Source organism: Pseudoduganella lurida (assembly GCF_007830455.1).
GTDB lineage: Bacteria > Pseudomonadota > Gammaproteobacteria > Burkholderiales > Burkholderiaceae_D > Rugamonas > Rugamonas lurida.
The window spans coordinates 363,309-389,029 of the sequence record NZ_VLLB01000001.1; the positions used below are offsets into that span (position 1 = coordinate 363,309).

A 25,721-nucleotide genomic window follows, 5' to 3' on the forward strand; every position below is an offset into this window, starting at 1 on the left:
AAACGCCGCCGCAGCGTCCTTCAGTCGATGGCGCGCAGGATCTCGCGCTGCTCCGGGTGATCCAGCAGGTACGCGCGCAGCTGGTGGAACGCCCGCGCGCAGTCCGCCCCGTCACGCTCGAACGACAGGTGGCTGTACGCCATCGCGCAGGCAACGATGCCCGCCGCATCGGCCGACAGGCTGCCCCGATAGCCGTTGCCCGCCACCTCCAGCAGGTACGCATGCGCACTGCGCGGCGCCATGTAGAACCCGCCGTTGGACAGCTCGTAATAGTCCCAGTAGCCGCCGTCGTAGGCGCGGCACATCTCGCCCATGACGTGATAAACGCGCTGTTCGACCACGATCCCCAGCACGCCGAAGCGTTGCGGCAGGCACTTCATGCGCTGGAACACGCCCACCCGTTGCGCCGTCACCCCTTGCACTCCCATCGTCGTTTCCATCACCACCTCCATTACGTGCGTTTGAGAAAGAGAGGTCGCAAAGTCATCCTCTCATTTGATCTCTCTCGCTCTCGCCCTCAGGGCGAGCGGGGAGTGGGTGGTGTGTCGGCAGTGAGGCGTGAAGGGCCACTTGCTGTCTGCCCATCGCGCGGTTTATCCCCCCACAAGCCCCCCTCACCCTATCCGGGGGGCTTGTGGGGGGATTTGCGCGATGGGCCCCGTGGCCCGCGCTGACGTTTTGAATGGGGTTGCGCAGGGCAGGAAGGCGGCCGGCTTCATAGCGCAAGCGGCGGCTCAAGGGCCATGCCAGCGCCGTTGGCTGGCATGGCCCTTGAAAGCCTTCCTGTCCTCACTTCAGGTCGTGCGGGGTGGACGTGCCTCGCTGGTCGCCGCCGCGCAGCGGCACTTCGGGTCCCGTCGGGGTGACACCACCATGAGCGGTGCGCGCAGCGCTGCGCGATCCGTCCAGGCCTGCGTGGTGGCGCGGCAGCATGCTGCGTCACCATGTCGTTGCGATAGGAGGACTGCAGGCGGGCGCAGCCCGGTCCCGCAGGGACGGAGCGCAGCGAACCCGGAAGGAGTCCGGCCCGCAGGGCATCGCCCGGATCCGCTTTGCACCTACGTGCGCCGATGCCTATCAGGATCGAAGTCATCAGGCAGCCCCCACCCTGCATCCAGTTATGTCGCCTAGCGGATAACCCGACCAATGCTCTCGAGGGAACATCCGCTGTCACGGTCATGCCGGGCGACACCCGTGCGGTCAGCCCACATACAGGACTGCACAGAGGGGACACGCCAACCAGCGCGTGGTCGCACCAGCCATGCCAGCGGTGGCGCATCCGTTGGACAGGCCACTCCCCCACGCCTGCGTAAATATCGATAGAATTGACCGATCAAAAAAGGCAGAATCCCTTGGTCAATCACTTGAAGCTGGTCGGCGTATCAGTGTTCGTTGCTATCGTGGCCGTGGTCGCGGTCATTGGTTTCCACATCCTCCCCCTCCCGGAACGCATCCCGGGGACCCGACACTTGGCAAGAGTCGACCTGGCCAACGTGCGCTCCGTGGCGGTCAGCCCGCATGGCAACGTCGTGGTGGCAGCGACGGATGATGACATAGCCATCTACGACAGGGTCGCTGATCGCATCGTGATGCGCCTTGGCCTGCCAGGCGCATTGCGCGTCTCAATGCATGCGCGGCCGCTTGAATTTTCGCCGGATGGGCGGCTGCTGGCGGCATGCTTTGCACAAGATCGAGGACGTGATGTCGTGCGGGTGTGGGACACCCGCCATTGGACGATCGTGAAGTATCTCGAGGATGCCGGTCAAGGGCACGGGTGCCGCTCGATCGCATTCTCCAGCGACAGTGCGACCCTTGTTCGGGTTTTCGACAGGCCGATCGCCAACGAAGGCCCGTCGATCGTCTACTACGCAACCGACGACTGGTCCGAAATCCGCTGCGGCAATACCGCCCCCTTTTATCCATACGATGTGCGCAGCGGATCCTCACCTCGCGAAGTGTGGATGGTCGGCGAGGTCGTGAATCCCCAGGCATGGAATCTGCCCGGAGAACCACCCACCTTCGGCAGGCCAGCGATGCATAACACTTCGGTCCTCGTTGGTCTGAACAGGAACAGCTGTCACATACGCACAAGCATCCCGTTGCCCATCGATGTGAGCCCGACTTCGTCATTGGCCATCTCGCCTGACGCGCGCTATGCGGATATCCATGGGCGTGCCGGGGTCGTGCGCGTCGACTTGCGCAGCCGTGAAATCCATCAGGAACAACTGGCGCTGGCACTCGACCGCCCCTCCTCGCTTGTCCATCTCGATCAGGGCACCCGCATTCTGGAAGCTGTTTATAGCGACCATGCCGGCTACATCAGCGTGCGCGCTGCTGTCTCCGGACAGGCGCAATTCACCCAGCACACATCAGCCATCGCAGGTGGCATCTCGTTCGACGCGAAAACGTTGGTCCTTGGATTTGAGAATCATGTTGATCTCTATGCCGTCGATCAAGCAGGAGGATTGCAACGACGACCGAACTAGCACGCACGGCCCTGCGGAGACCTGCGATGGACAACGCCAAGGGAACGGTATCGATTGCTGGATGTCAGTTTGCCGCCGTGCGACGGGCAGCGCGTCGGTCGCTCGCCAGTCCGCGAGAACGTTATCCAGCGGGCGCTTCCAGCGCCCACTGCACGCCAATGCGCTCGACGACCGTTCCGAACACCTCGGCCAGCAGCGTCGTGCTCAACGGCAGGAGCACGCTGCGGGGAAGCGCCAGCGCCAGCATGATCCTTTCCACCAGCGCGCGACTTGACACCCTCCGGCGTCCGCGAAAAGCCGTCAAAGGTGGGCGGGCCGGGACGGTGGCCGTTGGACAGAGACCGGAAACGGTGTGGTTGCGGACAACCTGGCGAACATCGGTCGATTGACCGCCCGCCATGCCGGCCAGTGGCCCTACTGCGTCAGTTTGCTTACCATGTCGGCGAGATCGTGCAGCTTGAACGGCTTCGGCAGGATCTGCAGGTCCGGTGCAGAGGCCGGCCGTTCCAGGGCGTTTTCGGCGTAACCCGTTGCGGCGAGGGTGGCGACGCCAGGATACCGACGCCGTACCGTGTCGATCAATTGCAGGCCATTCATCCCTCCCGGCATGATGACGTCTGAAAACACCAGGTCGACGGTGGTTGCTTCGAGCACGACCAGCGCTGCTTCGCCGCTCTCCGCCTCGACCGTTTCGTACCCGAGCGAAGACAGGAACGCCGCCGCCATTTCCCGCACGTCCGCGTTGTCGTCAACGACCAGCACGCGCTTGGCGGCGACGTCCTCCGCCCGCCCGTCGCGCACCGCTTGTGCGCCATCCTGTTCGTTCGGGCCGCCTTGCGCCTGGTCCGCCACCGGAAAGATCATGCGCACCTGCGTTCCCTTGCCCAGTTCACTGTCCAGCTCCAGCCGCCCATGCGATTGTTCAACAAAACCATGCACCATGGCCAGACCCAGTCCGGTACCGGGGCCCTTGGTGGTGAAGAACGGCTCGGTGGCACGCGCCATCACATCGCGCGACATGCCTTGGCCGGTGTCTGAGACACACACGACAACGTACTGATCGCCCAGCAGGCGGTGCGCGCCGATTTTCTCCTTGTCGCGCAGCACCGACGTGCCGATGGTGATTGTGCCGCCCGTCGGCATGGCATCCCGCGCGTTGAGCAAGGCATTGAGCACGGCCACCTCGAACTGATGCGGGTCGAGACTGCATTCCGGCAGCCCGGGGCGCAAGTCGAGCCGCAGCTCGACCTGTTCGCCGAGCGTGCTGGCCAGAATCTCGCTGAATGCCATGATCTGGTTGTTCAGGTTGACCAGCCGCGGCTCGAGACGTTGCTTGCGCGCGAACGCCAGCAACTGCTGCGTGAGCTTGGTCGCCTTTTGCAGCGCGGCCTGGCTTTTCGCCAGCATCTTGCCCGTCAGGTCGGGATTGGCAAGGCTCCTGAGGGCGATTTCCTGGTTGCCGATGGCCACCTGCAGCAAGTTATTGAAGTCGTGCGCGAGGCCGGCCGTCAGCTGGCCGATGGCCTCCATCTTCTGCGCCTGCGTAAGCGTGATCTCGTTGACGCGGCGGGTGGTGATATCGAGCTGCGACGCAAAAAAATAGAGCAGCGCCCCATCCTTGTCGAACACTGGACCGATGAACAGGCCATTCCAGAACGAGCTGCCGTCCTTCCTGTAGTTGAGGAGATCGACCGCCACCGCCTTGTGCTGTGCCAGTGCCGTGCGCACTTCCTCCACCGTTGCCCGGTCCGTATCGCGGCCCTGCAAGAAACGGCAATTGCGCCCCAAGACCTCGTCCGGGCTATACCCAGTCAGGTCGAGAAAGGCGCCATTCGTGAAGACAATCGGGTTGTCTGGCTGGCGTGGGTCGGTGACGACCATCGGCATGCGCGTCATCTCGACGGCTGCGAAGAAAATATTGTCCTGGGCCGCGAAGCCGGACTGGGAAATAGAACTTGCCTTCCAGTGTTCGACGCCCGGATTGCCCATCGGATTGTAGGCGCTGCCTTCGAGTTCACTGCCAGCCTTGACACCGACACTGCCATTCGCCAGCACGATCTCGTCGTCGTCGTCGCGAGGAAAAGCGCTCACCATACAAAATCCGCCAAAAATTCGAATGTAACAGATGCGCTTGTCAGCCGTCGCCCCGCAGGCCGATCACGCACCTTCTGTTCAGCGTGTACCTGCCCGTGTTTGGCGAACTGGACGCGGAAAGCCGCGATTTCCACTGACCGCTACAGGCCACCCCGGATTCAACGCCTGACGGTCATAGGTCGTGCGCAATGGCAGCGGTTTGCCGGTGGCCAAGGAGGAGCGGTATCGGCAATGCGGCCCCTGGCATTGCCATCGATCGGTCCCGGCAGCGCTGGCCATTTCGTCCGGCCTGGTCGGCAGCGCGGTGGCATATCGTTTCGATACCAGCGCCTGCCGGGGCAATCCGGTAGCGACGGGCCGCGCAGCCACCCCGGACTACGCGCGGGCAGCGTCCGCCAACGCGGTTGCATTGGGAGCCAGTCCGCCTCGCACCACGCTTGACGCTCCTCAACAACTGTAAAAAATGGTGCCGCAGCCACGCCAGGCATCGATACCCTAGTGCAGAGACGCTTCGCCTTCCGCCACGAGAACGAACCGGATGTATCCCGTACACCCCCAATTGCGCGTTGTACTGTCACACCACGAACTGACAACTTCACAGTTGATGCGCGTCGTGGCCTATCTGGCAGCCGTACGCCGCCCGGCGCTCCTGCGCCGCAATACTGTCCTGCTGCTGGTTCCTCTGTCGTTGGCAGTACTGTACCGGGGATGGCACGCCGACGTCGTGCCGCCACTGGTCACCGGCACGCACACACTGGCATACGCCATTGCTGCCTTTGCAGTCGTCGGCTTGGCTATCACGCTGGTCCTGAGTGTTGCCCTCAATCTGATCATTGACCGACGGCTGGCGCGCAGCGAGCTGCCGATCGACATCAAGTCGTGTCTGCGTAGCCACGCTATCTGGCTTGAAGCGCGTGTATACCGGGATCTCTGGGACAGCCTGTTGGCCCGCGTGTCCCAACGTACGCAGTAGCCAGGTACTTCCGGGGACGGCCTCGCGGTCGTGATCATCTTGCGGTTCAGATACGAGGTGCTGGACATCGGCTGGTACCATCAATGCTTGCCCAAGGCCAGCCGCCCGTCAGGCCCAGTCGGTCCTGACAGCGACACACGGCCTTCGGTACCATCATGGACTTGAGCGCGATGCCTGCGCGGTACGTCGCCACGCCGCGGTATTGGTTGGCATCCACGCCATGGCACCGTCATCCCTGTCACCACCCATGGCGATCCAGGCATGCCCAAGGGCGTCGACAGCGACCGCTCCCGGCTCCCACCGCTCCGGGTTGCGCAAGCGGTCCATCCAGCAGATTCCCGCCACGCCAACCACGACGATCCCGCCACGCGCTTCGAACCCATGCTCGCGTCGCCATGCGGTGGCGGTGATGATCGACGGGTGCAGCATGGAGACCAAGGGGCGAAGGATCATCGTTACACCGGCATGAATGTGATCAGGTTGATATCGGTCTGCAGGAAGGCCTCGGGCAGCGCAAGCGTCAGTGTCAAAGAGCGGTGGCAGCGTTCCCAGTGTAGTTCGATGTACGGCGACGTCAACAGATTGCGGCTGTGCCACCGCCTGTCCGGCACGCCGAATGGCATCCTCGAACGCGCGCCCTGTTCGTCCGATGCCGCCCCCGGGTGTTGCCAGTGTCCGCACAATCGGCGTTAGCGCGGAACGCATCGCGCCAGGCAGGGGTCATCCCAGCCACCCCACGCGCCCTCTGGATGGTCGTTCCACGCGAGAGGGTGCCCGCCTACGGCGCACTGGGCAGATACACGAGCGCCGTCGTGCCCACGCCCGATTCCGACAGCAGCTGCAAGCCGCCCCCGGCATGGCGTGCGAAGCGGCGCACCATCGACAAACCCAGGCCCGTTCCCTGCCCGACCGGCTTCGTGGTGAAGAACGGTTCGCTGGCGCGCGCCAGCACCCTGGCCGACATGCCTGCCCCCGTATCCGCGACGGACAGCCGCACGTAGCCGCCTTCGGCAAGGTTCAGCGTCGCCGCGAGCACTGCAGGCACCACTACATGCGTTGTGCTGAGACGGAGCACACCGGCGCCAGCCATCGCATCGCGGGCATTGATGCACAGATTGAGCAGCGCGTTTTCCAGCTGCGGCGGATCGACCAGAACGTCCGGTAAATCGCCGCCCTGCTCCAGGGCCAGATCAATGCCGTCGCCCACCGTGCGCCGCAGCAGGTCCCCCATCTCGCCGATCACGCGGTTGATATCGGTACGCACCGGCAGCGGCTCCTCGCTGCGTGCCAGGGCCAGGAGCCGCGCCGTCAGTGCCGCCGCACGCCGTGCCGAGGATTCGGCCATCCCGACGTACTGGTGCAAGGCGCGGTCGTCGCCCCCGCGCACGCGCAGTGCCGCCATTTCCAGCGCGGTGAGGATGCATTGCAGAAGGTTGTTGAAATCATGCGCGAGGCCGCTGGCGAGTTGTCCGATGCCTTCCATCTTCTGGGCCTGACGCAATGCGCTCTCGGTCGCGGCCAGGGTGACGGCGCGTTCCCCGGCTTCCGTCCGCAGCACGGCGCTGTCTTCCTCCAGCTGCGCGCGGCGGGCCACGATGTCGCCCAGCTCCATGCACACGCCGACCCACGACGGCGCCCTATCCCCATCGTCGTCCTGCGGCACGGCGCGGCCCAGATACCAGCGATAGGCACCGTTCTCCGCACGCAGGCGGTACTCCGCCTCGAACGGCAGGTGGGACGCGACGGCGTCCATCCACGCCGCCATGGTTGCCGGCGCATCCTGCGGGTGCAGATGATCGGGCCAGCCGCACGGCTCCTGCGCCGTGCCCGTGGCGTCGCGACATGGCACCTGATCGCCCTCGTAGGTCACGCGACCGGCCGCATCGGCGGTCCACAGCAGGCCTGGCATCCCTTCCAGCACGTGATGGTGACGCACCGCCTGTCCTTCCAGGTACTGCTGCTCCTGCACCCGTGCCGTGGTCTCGGTCGTAAAGCACAGCACGCCGGCAACCCGGTCACCGTCATACAAGGGCGAATAGGAATACGACCACCAGGTCTGCTCGGGAACGCCGTAGCGCTGCATCCGGATCGGCGTGTCCACCAGGCGCACGGCGCCACCCGCCAGGGCCGTTTCCAGGTGAGGCCGCACCGCACCGTACGCGTCCGCCCAGAGAGCGGCCAGCGGACGCCCGAGGGCCACCGCCAACCGGGGACCAAGGATCGGCCGGTAGGCGTCATTGAAGAAGAACAGCAGCTCCTCGCCCCACACGAGATACATGCTCTCCGGCGAATTGAGAATTAGATTGAGTGTCGTGCGCAGCGCTTCGGGCCACGTGTCGATCGCCCCCAGGCTGGTCGCCGCCCAATCATGCTCGCTCACCAGCTGGCCCATCGCCCCACCGCCAATCGGGAACATATCTCTCTCCATCAGGTTCGGCGTCGCTTGCACTCCGAAAGCCAAGCGAAGAGTCTGTCAACAAAGAATAGCCACCACAACTTCCAATCATAAATCAACGTTGAAAAAAACAAAAAGATTTCGATGCCTCCGTGCCACTGCGGCGCACGGTGATCGGCACCGTGGCGGCAACGGCGTCAAATGCCGCCTCGGACCGTTTCACACATTTGCTGTATAAAGGCTATTTGCCCCGGCAATACTGGCGCCCTCCCTGCATGCCCGCTGGCTAACGATCGAGAGAAAACCATGTCCCATCCTTGGCCTGCCGCGTATTACGAAACGTACAGCCGCCGGCGTGATCACGTCGGCGCCGCCATCGTACAAGCCGCCATCCGACTGCTGCGGACGACGCATCCCGCACAGTTGAAGCAGCTGATGCTCGCGCATGGGATCCCGTACATGGTCATCCATCGCATCCTGCAGGACGATCCAGCACAGAGACGAAACGGCGAGAGCCGGCTCCACTTACCATCGCACAGCGTGGCCACGATTTGAGTACCGCAGATCGAGAAGCAGCCGCTTCGTCGTTGGAGTGGCAAAGGCCTAGCACCCGGATCACCTGCGTTCCCTCGTGGTCCAATAGGCAGTGCTGTGTCAGACCCAACGGCCGTGTGACCTCTGTGGGGATAACGGCCGCACGGCACGCAACGTCGAGGCGCGCTCACACACGGTCGACGCGGCATGCGTAGCACCCATGCCTGGCATGATGGACGTGCAGATACGCGATCCCCGCATCCTGAAACATCCGTGTAATCACCGACTCGATATGCCGCCCATCGACCACATCCCCGTCACGCAGCATGCCCTCGGTGTCGTAGGCACGCACCGACAGCAACCGGATGCGCAGCGATTCGGGCACCTCGTCGATGGCCTCGAAGCGGCGCGCGGCGCCTTCCTGGACAAAAATGGCGTGCGAGGCACGATAGGGTGTGGCCGCCGGCTGGTGTACATAATTGAGCAACAGTACGGTCTGGCCTACCGCGACATCCTGCAACGTGACGCGATCGGGGAAACCCGGGCTTCGATCGACCACCTGACGCCGGACACCCAGCTGTGCCAGTGCTGCATCGGACATGCCGAAGAATGATTCGAACTGGTGTGGTGAGAGACCGGAGAGACGGAAATGCACGGAGGACTCCTGAACGTTGGGGATCCACATGATTGCGTCTGGCGCCGCGCCCGGCTAGCCGTTTCTTGCGGCGATATCGGCCGGGAGGCGCCGCGGGAATTGACGCCTCCACGCACCGCGCCGCAGTATTCCGGGAGCGCGAGGGAAGGACGCCCGCCCATATCCCCTTCGATAGCGTGGTGTCCGACGCGACAAGGGGATTTCTCGCCGAGAGTTCGAGCGCTCAGCTCCTTGATGCAGGCAACGCTACGGTTCGCCAGCTCCTGACAGCAGAGCCGGTCACAGGCCCGTGGCGTGCTCACGCGTGGATTGTCGGGCGCCTCCACGAGGGCGAGCTCCCTGCGTCTGTCGCGCTGGGCTCGGGGTTGGCGCGTGCAGGCGCTGTGGTGCGCCACCGGTCGCGCAGTGCGGCGAACCACGACGGATCATGGCGACCGCGCTGAAACGCCCACTACGCGTATCCGGGCACGTAAACGTCAGGCGGCCTGCAGAAGCCATCTCGCGAGCACCACTAGTTTCTTCCTGCTGTTTTTTTGCTAGCCCGGTGCGCCAGCGGGCAGAATCTGTCCTTCGGTGGCCAGGCGCTGCATGAACAGCGCATGCGCGATGGGACGGCTGAAATAGTAGCCTTGCACCAGGTCGCAGTGCCGCTGCTGCAGGAATTCAATTTGCGTGGCCAATTCGACGCCTTCCGCGACCGTGGCCAGGCCCAGGTCGCGCGCCATGGTCAGGATGGCCGTGGTGATGGCCGCCACCCGCGTGTCGCTTGCCACGTGCCCGATGAAGGACCGGTCGATCTTCAAGGTGTCGATCGGCAACTGGCGCAGGTAAGACAGGCTGGAGTAACCGGTGCCGAAATCGTCGAGCGACAGCGTGATGCCCATCAGCTTGAGCCGCCACATCGTGCGCAGCGCCGCTGGCAAATCGTCGATCACGACGCTTTCCGTGATTTCCAGGTCCAGCAGCGCACTGGGCAGGCCCGTCTCATGCAGGATCTCGGCGATCTGTTCCACCAGATCAACGTCGCGGAACTGATATCCAGACAGGTTCACGCTCACGCGAATACCGACGTATCCGGCATCGCGCCATTGCCGCGCGCAGGCACAGGCCTGGCGCAGCACCCATTGGCCGATCTCCCCGATCATGCCGGTTTCTTCGGCAATAGGAATGAACCGGTCAGGCGGCACCATGCCCAGTTCCGGATGCTGCCAGCGCAGCAGCGCCTCGGCGCCGACGATGCGGCTGCTGGCCATCTCGACCTGCGGCTGGAACTGCAGCGACAGCTCGCCGTTGACCAGAGCGAGCCGCAATGCCTTTTCCAGATTCAGGCGCTCGACCGTGCGCTCGTTGAGCGCCTCCGTATAGAACTGCGCGTGGTTGCCACCCATCCCCTTGGCCCGGCGCATCGCCGCCCGCGCCCGACTGAGCAATTCGCCAATGACCTGGCCATCGGCGGGAGAACTGGCAATGCCGATGGAGCACGTCTGCACGTACTGCTCGCCGCCGATGGTCAGCGGGCTCGCGATCTCCTTGCGCAAGTCATGGACGGTACGCGCCACAACGTCCTGATGCGGTGCGGTCTCCAGCAGCACCACGAACTGGTTTGCCTCCATGCGGGCTACCGTCGCATCGTGCCCGATCACTTCCTGGATACGCCGCGCCACCAGCTGCAGCACGACATTGCCCGCCTCGTGGCCGAGACCGTCGTTCAGCACGGTGAAGCGGTCGAGATCGATGCACAGCAGCCAGCACGGCGCGGCGGCATTCTGGGACAGTAGACGCGTCCCTTCGAGGAGGAGCGCGCCGCGGTTGATGAGGCCGGTTAGAGGGTCATAGCGCAAGCGATAGCTCTGCTCGGCGTCCTGGGCCAGCCGCGTCTCCGTGATATCGGACAACACCCCCGTCAGGCGGGTCGTGCGGCCCCGCCCGTCCCGGGTTGCCGCCGTGCCGCGCGCCGACACCCAGCGCCAGGCACCATCCGCGCCGCGCACGCGGTATTCGCACGCGTAGCGCTCTGCCTTGCCCTGCACATGGGCGCGCACGGCCTCCCGCACCGTGCGCAGGTCGTCCGGATGGATCAATGCGGCCCAGTCGGCCATGCGCCCTGGCAAGTCGGATTGGTCCTGCCCCGTGATGTCGACCAGCCGGGGCGAGAAATAGGCGGCACCGGTGGTCATGTCCCAGTCCCAGACAACCTCGCGCGCACCTTCCAGCGCAAACTGCAGGCGCACTTCGCTGCGTTCGAGCGCCCGGCGGGCTGCCTCACGTTGACGCACCGCCACGGATCGCCACCACAGCGCTAGCGCGCCCACCACGACCAAGGCGATACAGGCGCCCAGCAGCAGTTCGCGCTGCCGCTGATAGGACACGAACACGTCAGCATGTGAGCGCCCCACGCAAACGAGTAGCGGAAAACCAGGCACCCGTGTCCACGCATACAGGCGCTCCACGCCATCCGTCTTCGCGACATGGGATTCGATATACACCTGCTGGCCCGCCATCGCCAGCACCGTTGTCGCATAACGGACGGCGCGCTCGGGCGGCGGCAATGCCGGCACGCGCGCCAGCAGATACCCATCCGCGCGTGCCACGACGAACACGCTGCGACTGCCGGGATCCATGCCAGTCCCGAGTGCAGTAAAGTACGCAGCAGGAACAGCGATGACGATACGCCCTGCCGCCATGCCATCGGCCGCACGCAAGGGCCGGGCGACGTGAAGCAACGTCCCCCCACGCGCGGCGTCGTTCACTGGCAGGCTGAACGTCAACGCGTCGATGTCTCCCGCTTGTTGCTCGCTCGGTAAGTACGCCGCAACATCGTGACCAAAGCGCGTCCGATTGTCGGAATCGACAATCGATATGCTGAACGGCATCTGCGTGGATAACTGTGTCCGGCGGCGCTGAACATGCTCGTCAAACCGTGCCGGATCGTTCTGCCAGCGATCACGCATATCTTGCAATGTCATGTCCAACGCGCGCATCGCCAGCTGCGTTTCCTGCGCCAGCGTGCGCACCATGCGCGCGCTGTCGACAGCAGCGTCCGCCATTGCACGGTCACGCAGGTGCCGATCGACGCCGACCGCCGTCAAGCCCAAGACGGCTACCCACGAAGCGAGCCACAGCCATGATCGGAACCGGAACAGCCTCGGCCAGCGCGGCAGTGCCTGGAATGGTTTGCGTGCGCTGGTCGAGCCGGCTTGTGCTTCAGATAGTTCGAACGGCATTATGGGTACACTCTGGGTGGAGGACCCGCGTACATGAACAACGAGCCGGCGCACGAGTCCACGCACCTGCCTTATGGCACTTCTAATTGCCTTCCATCACTATAGATTACCATAAGTCGCTGGCATTCCGCCATGTGCGCTGCGGTTCGTGTGCAACATGACAGGTTCTTGAGGCCACATGGACGAGGCCCCACCCATGCAACGCGTGGAAAGTTTTTGACCTCTGAAAACGCTGCGGCTTGCCAGGTTCAAGACGTGATACGCCGCGCCACTGGCGTAGTGGCGGTCCCCGTTGCTGCGACAATCATGCAGGCCCCGCGACGGTCTTCGTCGGCCGATAGCCTTCGATGATGGTAAGAAGGTATTCAAGTGGAAGAGGTTTCATGAGAATGGCAGCGAACTGCGCGCGTTCGTTCCCCGAAGGCCCGATTTTGTTGTCCCATGCCGTGATCGCGACCACGGGGATTGGCGCTGTGAGCGGATGGGATCGTAAAGAGCACAAGGTTTCCATGCCGTTCATGGCAGGCATGCACAGATCGAGAATGACAAGATGGGGCAACCACTCGCGCGAGACGCGAACGGCTTCCGCGCCGGAGTAGACAGCCCGAGCGTCGATATCGAAGCAATTCAACAATTCGGCCAAACCGTCCGCCGCCGCTGTGTAATCGTCGACGATGAGGATGCGATAAAGCTTTTGGCCTTGTGCGAACAGAGACGAAAACGGCATGAGACTCCCCGGGCGATATTGATCGTCATCTGACGGCTTAACGCATGATAGCTAGTTCGTCCTGTCCGACGCGGACCGTTCCACCAGGAAAACGGTGTACGGACTGGCACGGAGCAGGAACGACTAACCCAACGTCAATCTCGGGGCGGCGGTTCCAGGGCGCCATTCCGCCCCCTGATAAGCTCGCGCATCCCTGTTTTCGATGCCGGAACGCCTCGGTGTAGTCGGTCGCGGATGCGCTGCCGTGGAACAAGCACCTGCAGGTCGCGCGCAAGTTACCTATAACGTTCTAGCTGCCGGCATGATGACGTCGGCGCATGCACGGTCGATCGAGGGAATCCCTTCCGCCCTTCCAGACGTTAAGACGCCCCGTGCCCGCGTAAGACATTTCCCGCGAATGCCTTACCAATAGTTCAGTTATGATAGGTACGACTTATCCGATGAACTCGTAGTACCGGGCAGACCGGCAAGGTAGCCCGAATGTTACAACCGCCTCATCATTATTCACATCGATGACCCAACCATTCTTACAGACCCGGATCGACAGTTGCGAGAGCGAACCGATCCACATCCCCGGCGCCATTCAACCGTTCGGGATGCTGCTGAGCATTGAGCTCCCCTCCCTGCGGATTGCCAACGCCAGCATGAACTGTCATCCCGCGTTCGGACTCTCTGCGGAGGCGCTCGTAAAAACCTCGCTGGCAGAGCACGTCGATGCGTTGGAGGTACAGGCATTACGGTGCTACCTGACGGGCGGTGACTTGCAGGAAGCGGCGCCATTGACGGTGTCGATCCTCCATGCGGCCACGGGTTCGGCTTCACAATGGGGCCTGAGCGCGCACGAGAGGCAGGGCCTGCTGATCATCGAGCTGGAGCCCTTGGCACCAGATGCCGCAGACGTACGCCCGTTCCAGCGTCTGATCCGGAACGCCGTGCAGGCGTTGCTGGGCGCCGTCAACCTGCAGGCACTGTGCGACGAGGCTGTCCTGCAGGTGCGCAACATGACGGGTTACGACCGGGTGATGGTCTACCGCTTCACCGAAGACTGGCACGGCGACGTCATCGCGGAAGCGAAGGCGCCCGAGATGCATTCATACCTGCACCACCATTTCCCGGCGTCCGACATTCCCGCCCAGGCCCGTGCCATCTTTTTCGATAACTGGCTGCGCATCATTCCCGACGTCGAGTATGCGCCCGTCCCGATCTACCCTGGCCTGAATCCCGCCACCGGCATGCCCATCGACCTCGGTCGGGCCTTGCTGCGCAGCGTTTCGCCGTTGCACATTGAATATTTGCGCAACATGGAGGTCGGCGCCACACTGACGCTGCCGCTGATCGATGATGGCAAGTTGTGGGGACTGGTGGCATGTCACCATGCCACGCCCCGGCCCTTGAGCGAGGAAAGCCGCCTGGGCGCAAAGATGGTCGCGCAGCTGGTCTCGTCCCAACTGGGGCTGAAGGAAGCGTTGGCCGATGCGCGGTATGGCGCGCAGCTGAAACGCGTCCATCAGAATTTGCTCGCGCGGATGGAACAGGAGGACGACCTCGTACAGAGTCTCGTGACTCAAAGCCCGACAATGCTGGACCTCGCTGGTGCAACCGGTGCCGCTGCCGCGATCTATTTCAACAACGAATGGACGCTGGTCGGCACGACGCCGTCCGTGGCGCAAATCGAGACGTTGGTGGATTGGCTCGCGTCGCAGCACGGCAAGCAGGAAGTGTTTTGCACCAATCGGCTGGGAGAAATGTTCGCACCGGCCCAGGCCTACCGTCACATCGCCAGTGGCCTGCTGGCAGTGGCCATCCCCAAGTCGGAACGCAATTACATTCTGTGGTTCCGTCCGGAAGTCATCACGACGGTCGTGTGGGCCGGTGCGCCAGAGAAGCGCTTGCCGCAGGACGGGACGGGGCGGCTGCATCCTCGCCTATCCTTCGATTCCTGGAAGGAAGTGGTGGAAGGCCAGGCGACACCATGGAAAAAGGTGGAGATCGACGCGGTCACGGAGCTGCGCGCGAGCATTCTTGCCATCGACTTGCGCCGAGCGTTCCACAAAGAACAGGCGGCCCGCGCCGTTGCTGAGCGTGTCAGCCAGGAAAAGGAAAATATGGTGCACATGGTGTCGCACGATATCCGCAATCCCTTGGGGGTGATCCAGATGACGTGGGACATGCTCCAGCAAGAGAGCGCGGCTTCGCCCGCCGTGCGGACGCAACTGATCGCCCGCGGCATCCGGGCCACCGACTCCATGGAGCGCCTGGTCACCTCGATTCTCGACCTGGCACGCCAGCAGCGCACCTCCGTTCCCGCACCAACGCATGCCGAACGCGCACAAGCGCTGGTGCAGGAGGCCGTGGAGCTGGCGCAGCCGCTGGCGGAACGAGCCGGACTTTCCCTCACGGCCGCTTACGAAAGCGCGCCTCTACTGGTCTCATGCCAGCGCGCCCGCGTCGAGCAAGTGCTGGGAAACCTGATCAGCAACGCGCTGAAGTTCACGCCTGCTGGCGGTGCGGTGACAGTCGCCGTGCAACGTCAGGCTGGCGAGACCGTGTTCACGGTCACGGACACGGGTATCGGTATCCCGGCCGATCTGCTGCCGCGCGTCTTCGATCGCCTCGTGCAAGGACCGGTCAATACCCATCTCGGCATCGGGCTGGGCCTGTCGATCGTCAAAGGGATTGTCGAACAGGAAGGGGGACGCGTGTGGGTGGACAGCACGGCTGGCAGCGGCACCACGTTTTCGTTCACCCTGCCGACCGCGGCGTGACTGCCAGCAGCCATTCCGCGCACAAGCCCGTCCCGCGTGGCGATCTGAACGGCACCGTCAATCGACACGCATCGCGGCAGCCTCCTCATACAGGAGGCCGCACATCCCTTAAGTGCGGGACTGCGGGCCGATCTTCATCATTGCTTCAATGCTGGCAGCCATCGCCTGCATTGAAAATGGCTTCGTCAGCACCGCCATGCCGGGTTCCAGGCTTTCGTTGCTCATGAATGCATTTTCCGCATACCCCGTGATGAACAGCACGGGCAAGCCGGGCCTGCTGGTCCGCCCTGCATCCGCCATCTGACGGCCGTTCATGCCCCCCGGCAGACCCACGTCGGAGATCAGCAAGTCGATATGGGCAGTCGACTGCAGGAGATTGAGTCCGGCCGTGCTATCGGACGCCTCGATCCAGGCCAAGCCGAGGTCTTTCAGGATCTCGATCACAAGTGATCGGACCGTTGGTTCATCGTCTACCACCAGCACGGTGGCAGGTCGTCCTGGCTGCGCCAGGGGCGCCAATGCGCCGCTGTCGGCCGCGCTGTTCGCCACGCCCTCCCCGTCGTGACGCGGCAAGTAGATGCAGACCGTGGTCCCGTGCCCGACTTCCGAGTTAATGCGGACCTGCCCTCCCGATTGCTGGGCAAAACCATAGATCATGGAAAGCCCAAGCCCCGTCCCCTGCCCCAAGGGTTTGGTCGTGAAGAATGGCTCGAACGCCCTTGCAACGATGTCGGTGGACATGCCGGTCCCGGTGTCGGTGACGCACAGTGACAGATACTCGCCTGGCATGATTCCCTTTTGACCGGCGGCGCGCTCGTCGATCCGTTGGTTGGCGGTTTCAATGGTAATGCGCCCCCCGTCCGGCATGGCGTCACGGGCATTTAGGCACAGATTGAGCAGTGCATTTTCAAGCTGGGAGCCATCGACCAAGGCGGCCCACGCATCGGATGTGCACACGACAGCGACATGGATGGAAGGTCCCACGCTACGCTGGATCAGTTCCTGCATGTCTGCGACAAGGCGATTGACGTCAACGATGGTTGGCGAGAGCGTCTGCCGCCGAGAGAACGCCAACAGGCGATGTGTCAGTGCGGCAGCCCGGCGCGCGGCCCCCATCCCGGTCGCGACAAATCGCTCCAGGTCGTCGAGCCGGCCCTGCTGCATGCGCAACTGAATCAGCTGCAGCGCACCAGTAATACCCTGCAGGAGGTTATTGAAGTCATGCGCCAACCCGCCCGTCAACTGCCCCACCGCCTCCATTTTCTGACTTTGACGCAAGGCCATTTGAGCAGCTTCCAATTCGGCCACGCGCTCCTTTTCCAGCGTGATATCTCGGCCCACCGCGTTGATCATGTTCTCGAATGGCCGTGCGGACCACGAGATCCACCGGTAGCTGCCATCAACGTGCCGATAGCGGTTATCGAACCGCTGAAGACTGTTACCTTGCGCCAGATCGCGCGCGCCCGAGATCGTGCTGGCCACGTCATCGGGATGGATCAGGTCGATCAGATTCGAGCCCAACAACTCGTGCTCCCGCCATCCCAGCACTGCCGTCCACGCCGGGTTGATTGCAGTAATCGTTCCGTTGTGGGTACAACGCAGCATGATGTCGGAAGACAGCGTCCACAAGGCATTGCGGTCGGCAGAGCGCAACGCCACCCGGCGCTCGAGATCGAGCACCAAGCGCTTGCGCTGATCGATGTCGTCGAGCACCAGCAGAATTCCTGCGGGTTCTTCATCGCGATTTACCAACGGAACGGCGCTGATCGACACCCACACCGCGGAATCATCGTCCCGGAAAAGCAGGAATTCCTCGCCAGGCGTAACGAGCTCACCCCGCAACGCGCGCGCATCAGGATAATCCTCGGGCGCAAGCTGCTCACCCTGCGCATCGAAGCCCTGCCAGCGTCGTCCTCGCTTTTCGAATGTGCTGAACGATTCCGGATAGTCGGGAAGAAATTTCTCGAAAACAGGATTGCGGAGAACGAGCTGTCCAGTCACGTCGAGGTAGCAGATGCCGACCGGGAGATGTTCGATGAGACGCGCAAACCGGTGCGCGGCGTCTCGGCGCGCCACAATTTCACTCTCCAGCGTGGCATTCCGCACCCGCAGTTCACGCTCGGCAGCATCGCGTTGACGTGCCGCAGCGACGCCCGCCGTCGTCTCGGTGGCGACATTCAGGATGCCCATGACCTGTCCCCGCTCTCGCAACGGGCTATAGGCAAAGGACCACCAGGTGTCTTCCTCGTAGCCATTGCGCGTCATGACCAGGTGCATATCGACGAAACTGACGGCTTCCCCTGCAAAGACGCGTTCCACCAAGGGACCAATATCGTTCCACACGTCCGACCAAACCTCCGGCAATGGCCGTCCAAGGGCTGCTGGATGCCGCTGCGCCAGGAATGGCGCATAGCCGGCGTTGTAGAGCAGCGTCTGCTCCGCACCCCAGGTGGCGCACATCGACAGAGGCGACGCCAGCATCATGGAATAGATCGCTTCCAGCGATGGCGGCCAGCCTTCGCGCGCACCGATGGGGGTGTCACTCCAGTCGAAAGACTCCAGGTACCCGAGGGTGTCAGTCACGCTGGGACCTCGTGGATTTCGCTACGAAGATTTCGACGAGTGCGGTCGCCCGCGACAACACGACGCCAGCGGAACACGTCAGCACAGGAGCGAGCTGAGCTGCCGCCTCGGCACCCGACGCGCCGAGCGCATGACCACTAACGCTGGCATGGGTCCTGCCGGAGAGGCAAAGCAGTTTCTTCAAAAAATACATTTCAAACGGCAGGTGCGCCACAAATGATGAGTTAGGGAAATTCTCACACAAAATCGCGTTTCGCATCGCACTGATCAATACAAATCCGATGCAAACGCGCAGACGGCCAGGCTGTCAATCCATGTCATTTGCATCCAGCCTTGACGGACAGCACGATAAACCCGGGGATGCACTTAGGAGAGCACGCGTCTGTGCGTCAGGCTGGCGAGTAGCGGAACAGGCGTGCCAGCGTTCAATAATCAAGCGCGTGAATGAACCCGGTCAATGCGGCACGACCGAGAGCGCGCCACTCGACGGAAATTCAGCTCCGCATCACCCTGTCGCCCCGGATGAAATGGTGGAAATGCGGACCTGCTTGGCCAAATGGCTGGGTCCGGCGCTATCAAGCCGATTGGCCTCATCCGGCAGTCAGGCCGCCGCCCCGATTGAATCATTGATTTCGCTTGGAATTGTGCGTTCGTCAACGTTCGGGACCAGGCGGTTAATGCAACAATGCTGAGTACGTAGCGGCAGAGACGAAGAACTTGAGCAGGTAGGTGAATAACATTTCAGAAGAGCGTGATGACAGATATGTTCATACCCACAGAGCGAATTCGCACCGGCATTCCTGAACTCGATTCGGTGCTGCATGGGGGCTTATTGCGTAATCGGATCCATCTGATCGAAGGACGGCCTGGTACAGGAAAGACGACGTTCGGGTTGCGCTACTTGATCGAGGGGAAAGAGGCAGGTCAGAAGTGTTTGTACCTGAGTTTGTCTGAAGCTGAGGACGAGTTGCGGCAGACTGCTGCAAGTCACGGCTGGTCGCTCGGAGATATCGACATCGTGGAGATGATTCCATTGCCCGACACGCCGAGTCCACAGACCATTCTATTACCTACCGACAATGAATTGAACGGTTTGGTCGAGCGCATTGGTGCCAAGGTTGAGCAGGCTGCGGCGGTCCGCGTGGTGATCGATTCCATGGTGGAGATTCGCCTGCTGGCTCGCGACAGCGCGCATTATCGGCGTCAGGTCATCGCTCTGCGCGAACGCCTGAGCAAGGTTGGTGCCACGGTCGTTCTACTGGACGATATCACTTCTGACGGTCGCGAATTCGAACTACAAAGCGCAGTACACGGTGTGATCACCCTGGAATACGACGAGCGAAGTTTTGGTGCGGCGCGACGCCGGCTACACGTTGTCAAGCTACGCGGAGGCGATTTCCAGAGTGGTTGGCACGACTACGCCATTGAGACTGGAGAGATACTGGTATTCCCCAGTCTGATCGCTAAGGAGCATCACCGGGCGAACGACAAAACCGAGGTATTCAGCGGCGTCGGTGCCTTGGACGATTTATTTGGCGGACCGCTGACGGCGGGTAGTTCAACCATGATCCTAGGCCCCTCCGGTATCGGGAAAACCACGCTCGCACTGCAGTATGCGGCAGCCGCGGTAAAAGCCGGATATAGGGCCGCCTACTTCAATTTCGATGAATCCGAAACCACCCTGCAGTCCCGAATGGTACTGAGCATGGGTGAGGGCAAAGCATCGGACGGCTCAGCCGACGACGAAGACAACCAAGCCGGAAGCGAGTCGCACCGGTTTTTCCAGCGTCGTGTCAATCCATCGCGTATCTCACCAGGACAGTTCATCTGGAACGTCAGGCGCATGGTGGAAGACCAGGACGTGAGGCTGGTAATCATCGATAGTATCAATTCCTATCTGGACGTGATTCGTGAAGAGAAATCCTTGCTGCCACAGATGAATGAATTGTTCTCTTACTTGAGCAATATGAGTGTGATGGTAGTCGTGGTGGGCGCGCACTCCGCACGGCTCGACACCTCCAAGGAGCCAGATGCGGTCAGTATCATTACCGACAACATTATTTCCATGCGCTACTACGAGCGAGACAATGTCGTGTGCAAGGCGATATGCGTCTTTAAAAAACGTCAGGGTCAGCACGAGCACGAGATCCGCGAGCTTGAACTCACCAACGAAGGTATCCGCATTGGGGGACCTGTCCAGGCAGCTGACCGTGAGATAGGAGCGACTGCCGTTGGCGTCTGAATTGCATCAGTCGGTGGTGGTATTCGCCCCACTGGAGGGCGATGGTGCGGCCTTGCGTGGCATTATCGAAGACGAACGAGAGCGCGCCAACCTGTGCACGGATGCGGACGGATTCTATAAAGCGCTGGACGATTCCGCTCTCGCCGTGATCGTCACAGAAGAAGGCCTGGCGAAATGTTCACTTCAAGACTTGAGTGCAGCCTTGAACAGGCAGCGCGTGTGGTCCGATGTGCCGATTCTGGTGTTGGCGGCAGCTGATCGCCGCGAGATCGACAGTGAGCGGTTCGACCGTCTCGCGGGTGTCGGCAACGTCATCCTGTTGACACGCCCCATGAGCCGCCTGGTCCTAGCGATGGCGATCCGCTCGGCGCTGCGCACGCGGCGTCTTCAATTTGCGGTACGCGACCAGCTTGAAGAATTGGCCGGACATGCCGACCGACTCGAGTCGACCGTGGCGGAACGGACCCGCATGCTTGAACACGAGGTCAGCGAGCGACGTCGCGCCGAGCACGCGCTGGCCGAGGCACGACGGCTCGAATCGCTCGGCCAGCTTACGGGCGGGATCGCTCACGATTTCAACAATATGTTGCAGGTCGTTGCGGGCAGCGAAACACTGCTCCGCCTGGTCTTGACGTCCTCGCCCGACACGCGTGTCACACGCGCATTGGATGGCATCCGTCGCGCCACCAGCCATGGGGCCTCACTGACTCAGCAGCTGTTGGCGTACGCGCGGCGCCAGCCGCTATCCAGCATCGCGCTGGACATTCGTGCGCATCTGCACGCCACGTCCGAGATGATTCTGCGCACCTTAAGCGCCGAGATAGAGCTGCGCCAGGAGGTCGACCCCTTCGTATGGTCAGTGCTGGTCGATCCGGCACAACTGGACGCCGCGGTACTGAATATCGTAGGTAACGCGCGGGACGCCATGCCGAACGGCGGAATCCTGACCCTCCACGCGCGCAACTGGCGATTGCCAGACGTCGCGCTCCCCGAAGGCGGGTACCTGCATGGCGAATTTGTGAGCCTCTCCGTGACGGATAATGGTGAGGGAATGACGGAAGAAACCGCACGCCAGGCGTTTGAACCGTTTTTCACGACCAAAGCGGTCGGCAAGGGGACCGGCCTCGGGCTCTCGCAGGTTTATGGGTTCGCCATCCAGAGCGGCGGGCTTGCCTTCCTCCGGCGCGAGAGCGTCGGCACCACGGTCGGGATGCTGTTGCCACGCAGTCTGGAAAAGGTGGCCGCGCCAGACATTCAACATGGGTTCAACAATGACGGCCTTGCAGGCGTAAGGGTCCTGTACGTAGAGGACGATGCCAATGTGGCGGAATCGACGGTTGCAATCCTGCGTGCGATCGGCGCGCAGGTGAAATGGGTGATCAGTGCCGACGATGCGATCACCGCGGATTTTTCGGAGATCGAAATCGTTTGCTCCGACGTGATCATGCCTGGCCAAATGGATGGCATCGAGTTGGCTCGCTGGATTGCCGCGAATCACCCACATATGCCAGTGGTTCTGACCAGCGGTTACATGCTGTCGCCAGAGCGACTACGCGAACTTGACGTTCATTTTGTGCGCAAGCCTTTTACGATCGCGACAATCGAAGAAGCCTTCACCAAAGCGCTCCACAAGTCCCGTTCCGGACGTTGAGCCCACGCGGCGATGCGGTCGCAGGTCAGGAAGAACCGCTAGCACCACGGCGCTGTTCCCCGGCCACCAGTGTTCTCCGTCTTCAGCAAGCCTGAACCTCACCGATGAAGAGACACTGCTTTCAATAAGCGCCTTCCGTTGAAGTGCGCCGATGCGGCTTCAGCGCTGCCGGGCGCACGTCTGAGCACAAAATGCCTGGACCCGCCACGGGACAACACCTGACCCTGCTCTCATTCGACCTTCGCACGGGCGGCTTCGACTGCTCGGCATGGGCATCTGTGTCATGGGCATGGGCGCAACCAGGCAATTCGCTGTGCCCCGCTGCGGCCCGGCGCCGCTGTCGCCGCGCCATACATTACCTCATACATAGCCCCCATGGTACCCGGCGCGCTCGCTCCCCATCTCGATACGCTATTGCTTTAAGTCGCTGCCGTGGCTTGGCTTCGCCATCGGTGTTGCAGGGCGCGATACTCATGAAGATCGCCCTACTTCCTTAGGATCCGGTTGAGCAAGCCGGCTGCACGCCCCATTTGGCAATCGAATGATGGATTTGAACTGAACAGCACACCCAGTCGGTGCGATGCGAGAGATACCCAGGCCAATATTGCAGCACGCGGATCGGAGACGCGATCACGCATTCATGTCGGACGGCAAGCACGATGAAAACTTCCACGTTGACGAAAGGATATTTAAATCTGATAGTAGGGGCTCCCTCACTCACTGCCGGAGCAACGATGAGCTCGATCCAACTGCAGGTGCCCCTGACCATCACCCTCTCGCTCGGCGAGACGCCCCACGCGACGCCTGCCAGCTTGCTGACCGCCGCGACAGGTACGGGCGAGACCGGGAGCGCCGGCCTGGAGCGGGTCGACATCGAACAGAATTATGCAGAGCGCCAGGGTTACCGGGACGACTTCCTGGGCATGGCCGTCGCCTTGCCGACGCTGAACGAAGAACAACGCCGCAACGCCGCCAAGAATACCCTCGCCAAGCCGGGACAGGATGCGACAGTCCTGCCCTACCACCACTTCTCGATCGTCATGAACCGGCGCCGCCAGCTGGCCTACTATACTGCCGTCAATATCGACGGCGCGCAGTCGAAAAAACCGAAGCGCGCCAGCGACACGTGGTACTTCGATCCGCGCATCGCCGAGTCCGAGCAGATCGGCGAGGACTTGTACGCCCGCAACGCCCTGGATCGTGGCCACCTGGTGCGCCGCCTGGATCCGGCCTGGGGCGAGGATGCCGTGCGCGCCAACAACGACACCTTCCACTTCACCAACTGCTCGCCGCAGCACGCCGACTTCAACCAGAACGACGAGACCTGGCAGGGCATCGAAAACTACCTGCTGGGCCAGGCGACCGGCGCACGCCGCGCGTTGACGATCTTCACGGGACCCGTGATGACGGACGACGATCCCCTGTATCGCGGCGTGCGCATTCCGCGGCACTTCTGGAAGATCGCCGCCTACGTGACGGACGACGACCAGCTCACCGTGTCGGCCTACCTCCTGGGCCAGGAAGACTTGCTGGACGGCCTGGAACGGTTCACACCGGCGACGTGGCAGGTCACGGTCCAGGAGATCATCGATCGCACCGGGCTCGACTTCTCCCACCTCGTCGACGCCGAAGTGCCGCTGGCACCTCGCCCCGGCCTGGAAGTGGCGGCACAAGGGGCCGGGCGCCGCCAGCTGTACTCGGTCAGCGACATCATCGCGGCCTGACCATGGACGAACTGCGTCCCGTGTACACGGGGGCCAGCGCCCGCCTGCGGCAAAAGAGCGCGGCAATCACCCGCGTCTACGATCACGTGGCCACCAGCACGGTGCGACTGATCGATCCCGCGATCACGACGTTGCGCGCCAACCGCCTGGTCCACACACCGCTCCTGGCAAAGCAGTTCGATGCGGAGGCGGTGCAGGAAATCCGGGCGCAGCCCGATGTCCAGCAGTGGAGCGCGAACACCCAGCGCCAGCTGGAACGGCTGATCGGCCATCCCGACTTCCTGCCGGTCTGGTTCCTGCAGCGTGGCGCCGAACTGCGCCGCACCGTCGCCAAGATCAAGGCCCGCTCCGCTGCCGGCGCCGAGATGGAGGGCACCGGTTTCCTGGTCGGCCCGGGCCTGCTGCTGACCAACGCCCACGTGCTGGACTGGTCGGACATGGGCCGCGAGCCGCTGCAGGCGATCGCCCCGCACTCCTCCGCCCTGTTCGACTTCGAGGAGCAGTTCGACGGTTCCCTGCGCCAGACCGCCACGTTCGCCCTGGACCCGACGACGCTGCTGCTCTCCAGCCCCTGGGATGTGCTGGACTACGTGCTGGTGGCCGTGAAGGCGGTCAGCACCGACGGCAAGGCCAGGATCGAGGACTACGGCTACAACCGCCTCACCGCGGAACTGGGCAAGATCGCGGCGGGCGAAGCCGTCTTCATCATCCAGCACCCGCTGGGCCAGGCCAAGCAGGTCGTGCTGAACGAGAACCGCCTGATCGAACGCGACGAGGCGTCGCCCTACCTGGTCTACGAAGCCGACACCAACAGCGGTTCCTCGGGCTCGCCGGTCTTCAACCGCCAGTGGGAGGCGGTCGCCCTGCACCACTCGTCGGAGATCGCGCGCAACGAGGCCGGCCAGATCCTGAACCTGGAGGACCAGCCCTGGGACCCGGCACAAGGCGCGGGCCGGATCCAGTTCAGGGGCCTGAACGAAGGCATCCGCATCAGCCGCATTCTGCAGCACCTCGCGCAGACCCTGGTGGACGTCCAGAGCGGCGCACCCATTGCCGGCCCGCAGACCCTGTCCGAGAGCGGGGCAAGCCGTCTCAGACAACTGCTCGCCACCCGCCTCGCTCCCGTGCCGGGTGACCTGGTTGGCCGGGTACCGGTGTCCGAGCAAGGTCCATCACACCAGTCCCCGAAGCCCGCGTACGGCACCCCCGACTAGCCCAACCCGGGCGGGTCGCTGGCCGGGTAGGCCGGACACTGTCGGCACCGATCGCAGCGCTGCCATACGCCCGCCTCAAACTGCGAATGACGAAGTGATTGTTCTGGCGTGCCACGGCAGCGGCGCCCGCCACCTTGCCGCACCGCCCGTGAGCAGATCGGCAGGATGTGCCGCATGAGGCAAGTGGATGAGGCTCGTCGGACCATGTCGGATGATGGTACTGGTGAGGGCCCCACGCCAGCGTGCGGTGCAACAGGAAAACGGAAGGATGTGGCACGGGAAGGATTTAACGCGGCAACACTTCGAGATGGCAGGCATGCTGCGCATTGTAGGAAGCTTCGCGACGCTGCCGTGACCCATCGGCGCCGGGCAGCGGTCCGCGCATTCATTGCGATTACTCCGCCGTACGCCCCTCGGGTTCCACGTGGCCGTCGAGCGCCAAAAAAACAGTCGC

The 25,721-nt window shown here is 62.8% G+C and carries 17 protein-coding genes; 8 read left to right on the forward strand and 9 right to left on the reverse strand.

Going from position 1 to position 25,721, the window contains the following annotated elements; genetic code table 11:
* Positions 1–20 precede the first annotated feature (20 nt).
* Entirely contained in the window at positions 21–428 is a 408-nt protein-coding gene (locus tag IP91_RS01670) for an antirestriction protein (protein ID WP_158643053.1), read from the reverse strand.
* An 897-nt stretch (positions 429–1,325) separates the two neighbouring features.
* Here IP91_RS01670 and IP91_RS01675 point away from each other — a divergent pair.
* Complete coding sequence (locus tag IP91_RS01675; protein ID WP_145647033.1) at positions 1,326–2,486, forward strand: WD40 repeat domain-containing protein; 1,161 nt, start codon at positions 1,326–1,328, stop codon at positions 2,484–2,486.
* A 121-nt stretch (positions 2,487–2,607) separates the two neighbouring features.
* Here IP91_RS01675 and IP91_RS26610 read toward each other — a convergent pair whose 3' ends face one another.
* Positions 2,608–2,733 carry a hypothetical protein gene (locus IP91_RS26610; RefSeq protein ID WP_259772436.1) on the reverse strand — a complete coding sequence of 42 codons (126 nt, stop codon included), beginning with the start codon at positions 2,731–2,733 and terminating at the stop codon, positions 2,608–2,610.
* A 167-nt stretch (positions 2,734–2,900) separates the two neighbouring features.
* Positions 2,901–4,580, reverse strand: coding sequence for a histidine kinase famiy protein (locus IP91_RS01680; protein ID WP_145647034.1), 1,680 nt, complete (start codon positions 4,578–4,580; stop codon positions 2,901–2,903).
* Positions 4,581–5,118: 538 nt separating this feature from the next.
* Here IP91_RS01680 and IP91_RS01685 point away from each other — a divergent pair.
* On the forward strand, positions 5,119–5,553 hold the full coding sequence (locus IP91_RS01685) for a hypothetical protein (protein ID WP_145647035.1): 435 nt from the start codon (positions 5,119–5,121) through the stop codon (positions 5,551–5,553).
* Positions 5,554–5,706: 153 nt separating this feature from the next.
* On the opposite strand, the gene IP91_RS01690 is transcribed toward IP91_RS01685, so the two are convergent.
* Positions 5,707–6,006, reverse strand: coding sequence for a hypothetical protein (locus IP91_RS01690; RefSeq protein WP_145647036.1), 300 nt, complete (start codon positions 6,004–6,006; stop codon positions 5,707–5,709).
* A gap of 325 nt (positions 6,007–6,331) precedes the next feature.
* Positions 6,332–7,969 (reverse strand): ATP-binding protein, encoded by a 1,638-nt coding sequence (locus IP91_RS01695; protein ID WP_158643054.1) that lies wholly within the window; start codon positions 7,967–7,969, stop codon positions 6,332–6,334.
* A 285-nt stretch (positions 7,970–8,254) separates the two neighbouring features.
* Between IP91_RS01695 and IP91_RS01700 the strand changes: the two genes are divergently transcribed.
* Positions 8,255–8,503 (forward strand): hypothetical protein, encoded by a 249-nt coding sequence (locus IP91_RS01700; protein ID WP_145647038.1) that lies wholly within the window; start codon positions 8,255–8,257, stop codon positions 8,501–8,503.
* A gap of 166 nt (positions 8,504–8,669) precedes the next feature.
* Here IP91_RS01700 and IP91_RS01705 read toward each other — a convergent pair whose 3' ends face one another.
* The 3 genes from IP91_RS01705 to IP91_RS01715 form a co-directional block, all read right to left on the reverse strand.
* Complete coding sequence (locus IP91_RS01705; protein WP_145647039.1) at positions 8,670–9,137, reverse strand: DUF1203 domain-containing protein; 468 nt, start codon at positions 9,135–9,137, stop codon at positions 8,670–8,672.
* A gap of 536 nt (positions 9,138–9,673) precedes the next feature.
* Positions 9,674–12,361, reverse strand: a complete 2,688-nt coding sequence (locus tag IP91_RS01710) for a bifunctional diguanylate cyclase/phosphodiesterase (protein ID WP_145647040.1) — start codon at positions 12,359–12,361, stop codon at positions 9,674–9,676.
* Positions 12,362–12,665: 304 nt separating this feature from the next.
* On the reverse strand, positions 12,666–13,088 hold the full coding sequence (locus IP91_RS01715) for a response regulator (RefSeq protein WP_145647041.1): 423 nt from the start codon (positions 13,086–13,088) through the stop codon (positions 12,666–12,668).
* 512 nt (positions 13,089–13,600) lie between these two features.
* Here IP91_RS01715 and IP91_RS01720 point away from each other — a divergent pair.
* Positions 13,601–15,853, forward strand: a complete 2,253-nt coding sequence (locus tag IP91_RS01720) for an ATP-binding protein (protein ID WP_145647042.1) — start codon at positions 13,601–13,603, stop codon at positions 15,851–15,853.
* 108 nt (positions 15,854–15,961) lie between these two features.
* Here the strand turns inward: IP91_RS01720 and IP91_RS01725 are convergent, their stop codons facing one another.
* Positions 15,962–18,436, reverse strand: coding sequence for a PAS domain-containing hybrid sensor histidine kinase/response regulator family protein (locus tag IP91_RS01725; RefSeq protein ID WP_158643055.1), 2,475 nt, complete (start codon positions 18,434–18,436; stop codon positions 15,962–15,964).
* A gap of 754 nt (positions 18,437–19,190) precedes the next feature.
* Here IP91_RS01725 and IP91_RS01730 point away from each other — a divergent pair.
* The 4 genes from IP91_RS01730 to IP91_RS01745 all read left to right on the forward strand — a co-directional run bounded on the left by IP91_RS01730 (position 19,191) and on the right by IP91_RS01745 (position 25,267).
* Positions 19,191–20,678, forward strand: a complete 1,488-nt coding sequence (locus IP91_RS01730; RefSeq protein WP_145647043.1) for an ATPase domain-containing protein — start codon at positions 19,191–19,193, stop codon at positions 20,676–20,678.
* A complete protein-coding gene (locus IP91_RS01735) occupies positions 20,668–22,329 on the forward strand; it encodes an ATP-binding protein (RefSeq protein WP_145647044.1) in 1,662 nt (553 codons plus the stop codon). The genes IP91_RS01730 and IP91_RS01735 overlap by 11 nt, the downstream gene beginning before the upstream one ends.
* 734 nt (positions 22,330–23,063) lie before the next feature.
* Positions 23,064–24,053 (forward strand): DNA/RNA non-specific endonuclease, encoded by a 990-nt coding sequence (locus IP91_RS01740; RefSeq protein WP_158643056.1) that lies wholly within the window; start codon positions 23,064–23,066, stop codon positions 24,051–24,053.
* Positions 24,054–24,055: 2 nt separating this feature from the next.
* On the forward strand, positions 24,056–25,267 hold the full coding sequence (locus IP91_RS01745; RefSeq protein ID WP_145647046.1) for a trypsin-like serine peptidase: 1,212 nt from the start codon (positions 24,056–24,058) through the stop codon (positions 25,265–25,267).
* The last annotated feature ends 454 nt before the right edge of the window (positions 25,268–25,721 follow it).

Coding starts and splice junctions, on each gene's coding strand:
- IP91_RS01670 (WP_158643053.1), bottom strand. CDS start 428: ATGGGAGTGCAAGGGGTGACGGCGCAACGGGTGGGCGTGTTCCAGCGC.
- IP91_RS26610 (WP_259772436.1), bottom strand. CDS start 2,733: ATGCTGGCGCTGGCGCTTCCCCGCAGCGTGCTCCTGCCGTTGAGCACG.
- IP91_RS01680 (WP_145647034.1), bottom strand. CDS start 4,580: ATGGTGAGCGCTTTTCCTCGCGACGACGACGACGAGATCGTGCTGGCG.
- IP91_RS01685 (WP_145647035.1), top strand. CDS start 5,119: ATGTATCCCGTACACCCCCAATTGCGCGTTGTACTGTCACACCACGAA.
- IP91_RS01690 (WP_145647036.1), bottom strand. CDS start 6,006: ATGATCCTTCGCCCCTTGGTCTCCATGCTGCACCCGTCGATCATCACC.
- IP91_RS01695 (WP_158643054.1), bottom strand. CDS start 7,969: ATGTTCCCGATTGGCGGTGGGGCGATGGGCCAGCTGGTGAGCGAGCAT.
- IP91_RS01700 (WP_145647038.1), top strand. CDS start 8,255: ATGTCCCATCCTTGGCCTGCCGCGTATTACGAAACGTACAGCCGCCGG.
- IP91_RS01710 (WP_145647040.1), bottom strand. CDS start 12,361: ATGCCGTTCGAACTATCTGAAGCACAAGCCGGCTCGACCAGCGCACGC.
- IP91_RS01715 (WP_145647041.1), bottom strand. CDS start 13,088: ATGCCGTTTTCGTCTCTGTTCGCACAAGGCCAAAAGCTTTATCGCATC.
- IP91_RS01720 (WP_145647042.1), top strand. CDS start 13,601: ATGACCCAACCATTCTTACAGACCCGGATCGACAGTTGCGAGAGCGAA.
- IP91_RS01730 (WP_145647043.1), top strand. CDS start 19,191: ATGACAGATATGTTCATACCCACAGAGCGAATTCGCACCGGCATTCCT.
- IP91_RS01740 (WP_158643056.1), top strand. CDS start 23,064: ATGAGCTCGATCCAACTGCAGGTGCCCCTGACCATCACCCTCTCGCTC.
- IP91_RS01745 (WP_145647046.1), top strand. CDS start 24,056: ATGGACGAACTGCGTCCCGTGTACACGGGGGCCAGCGCCCGCCTGCGG.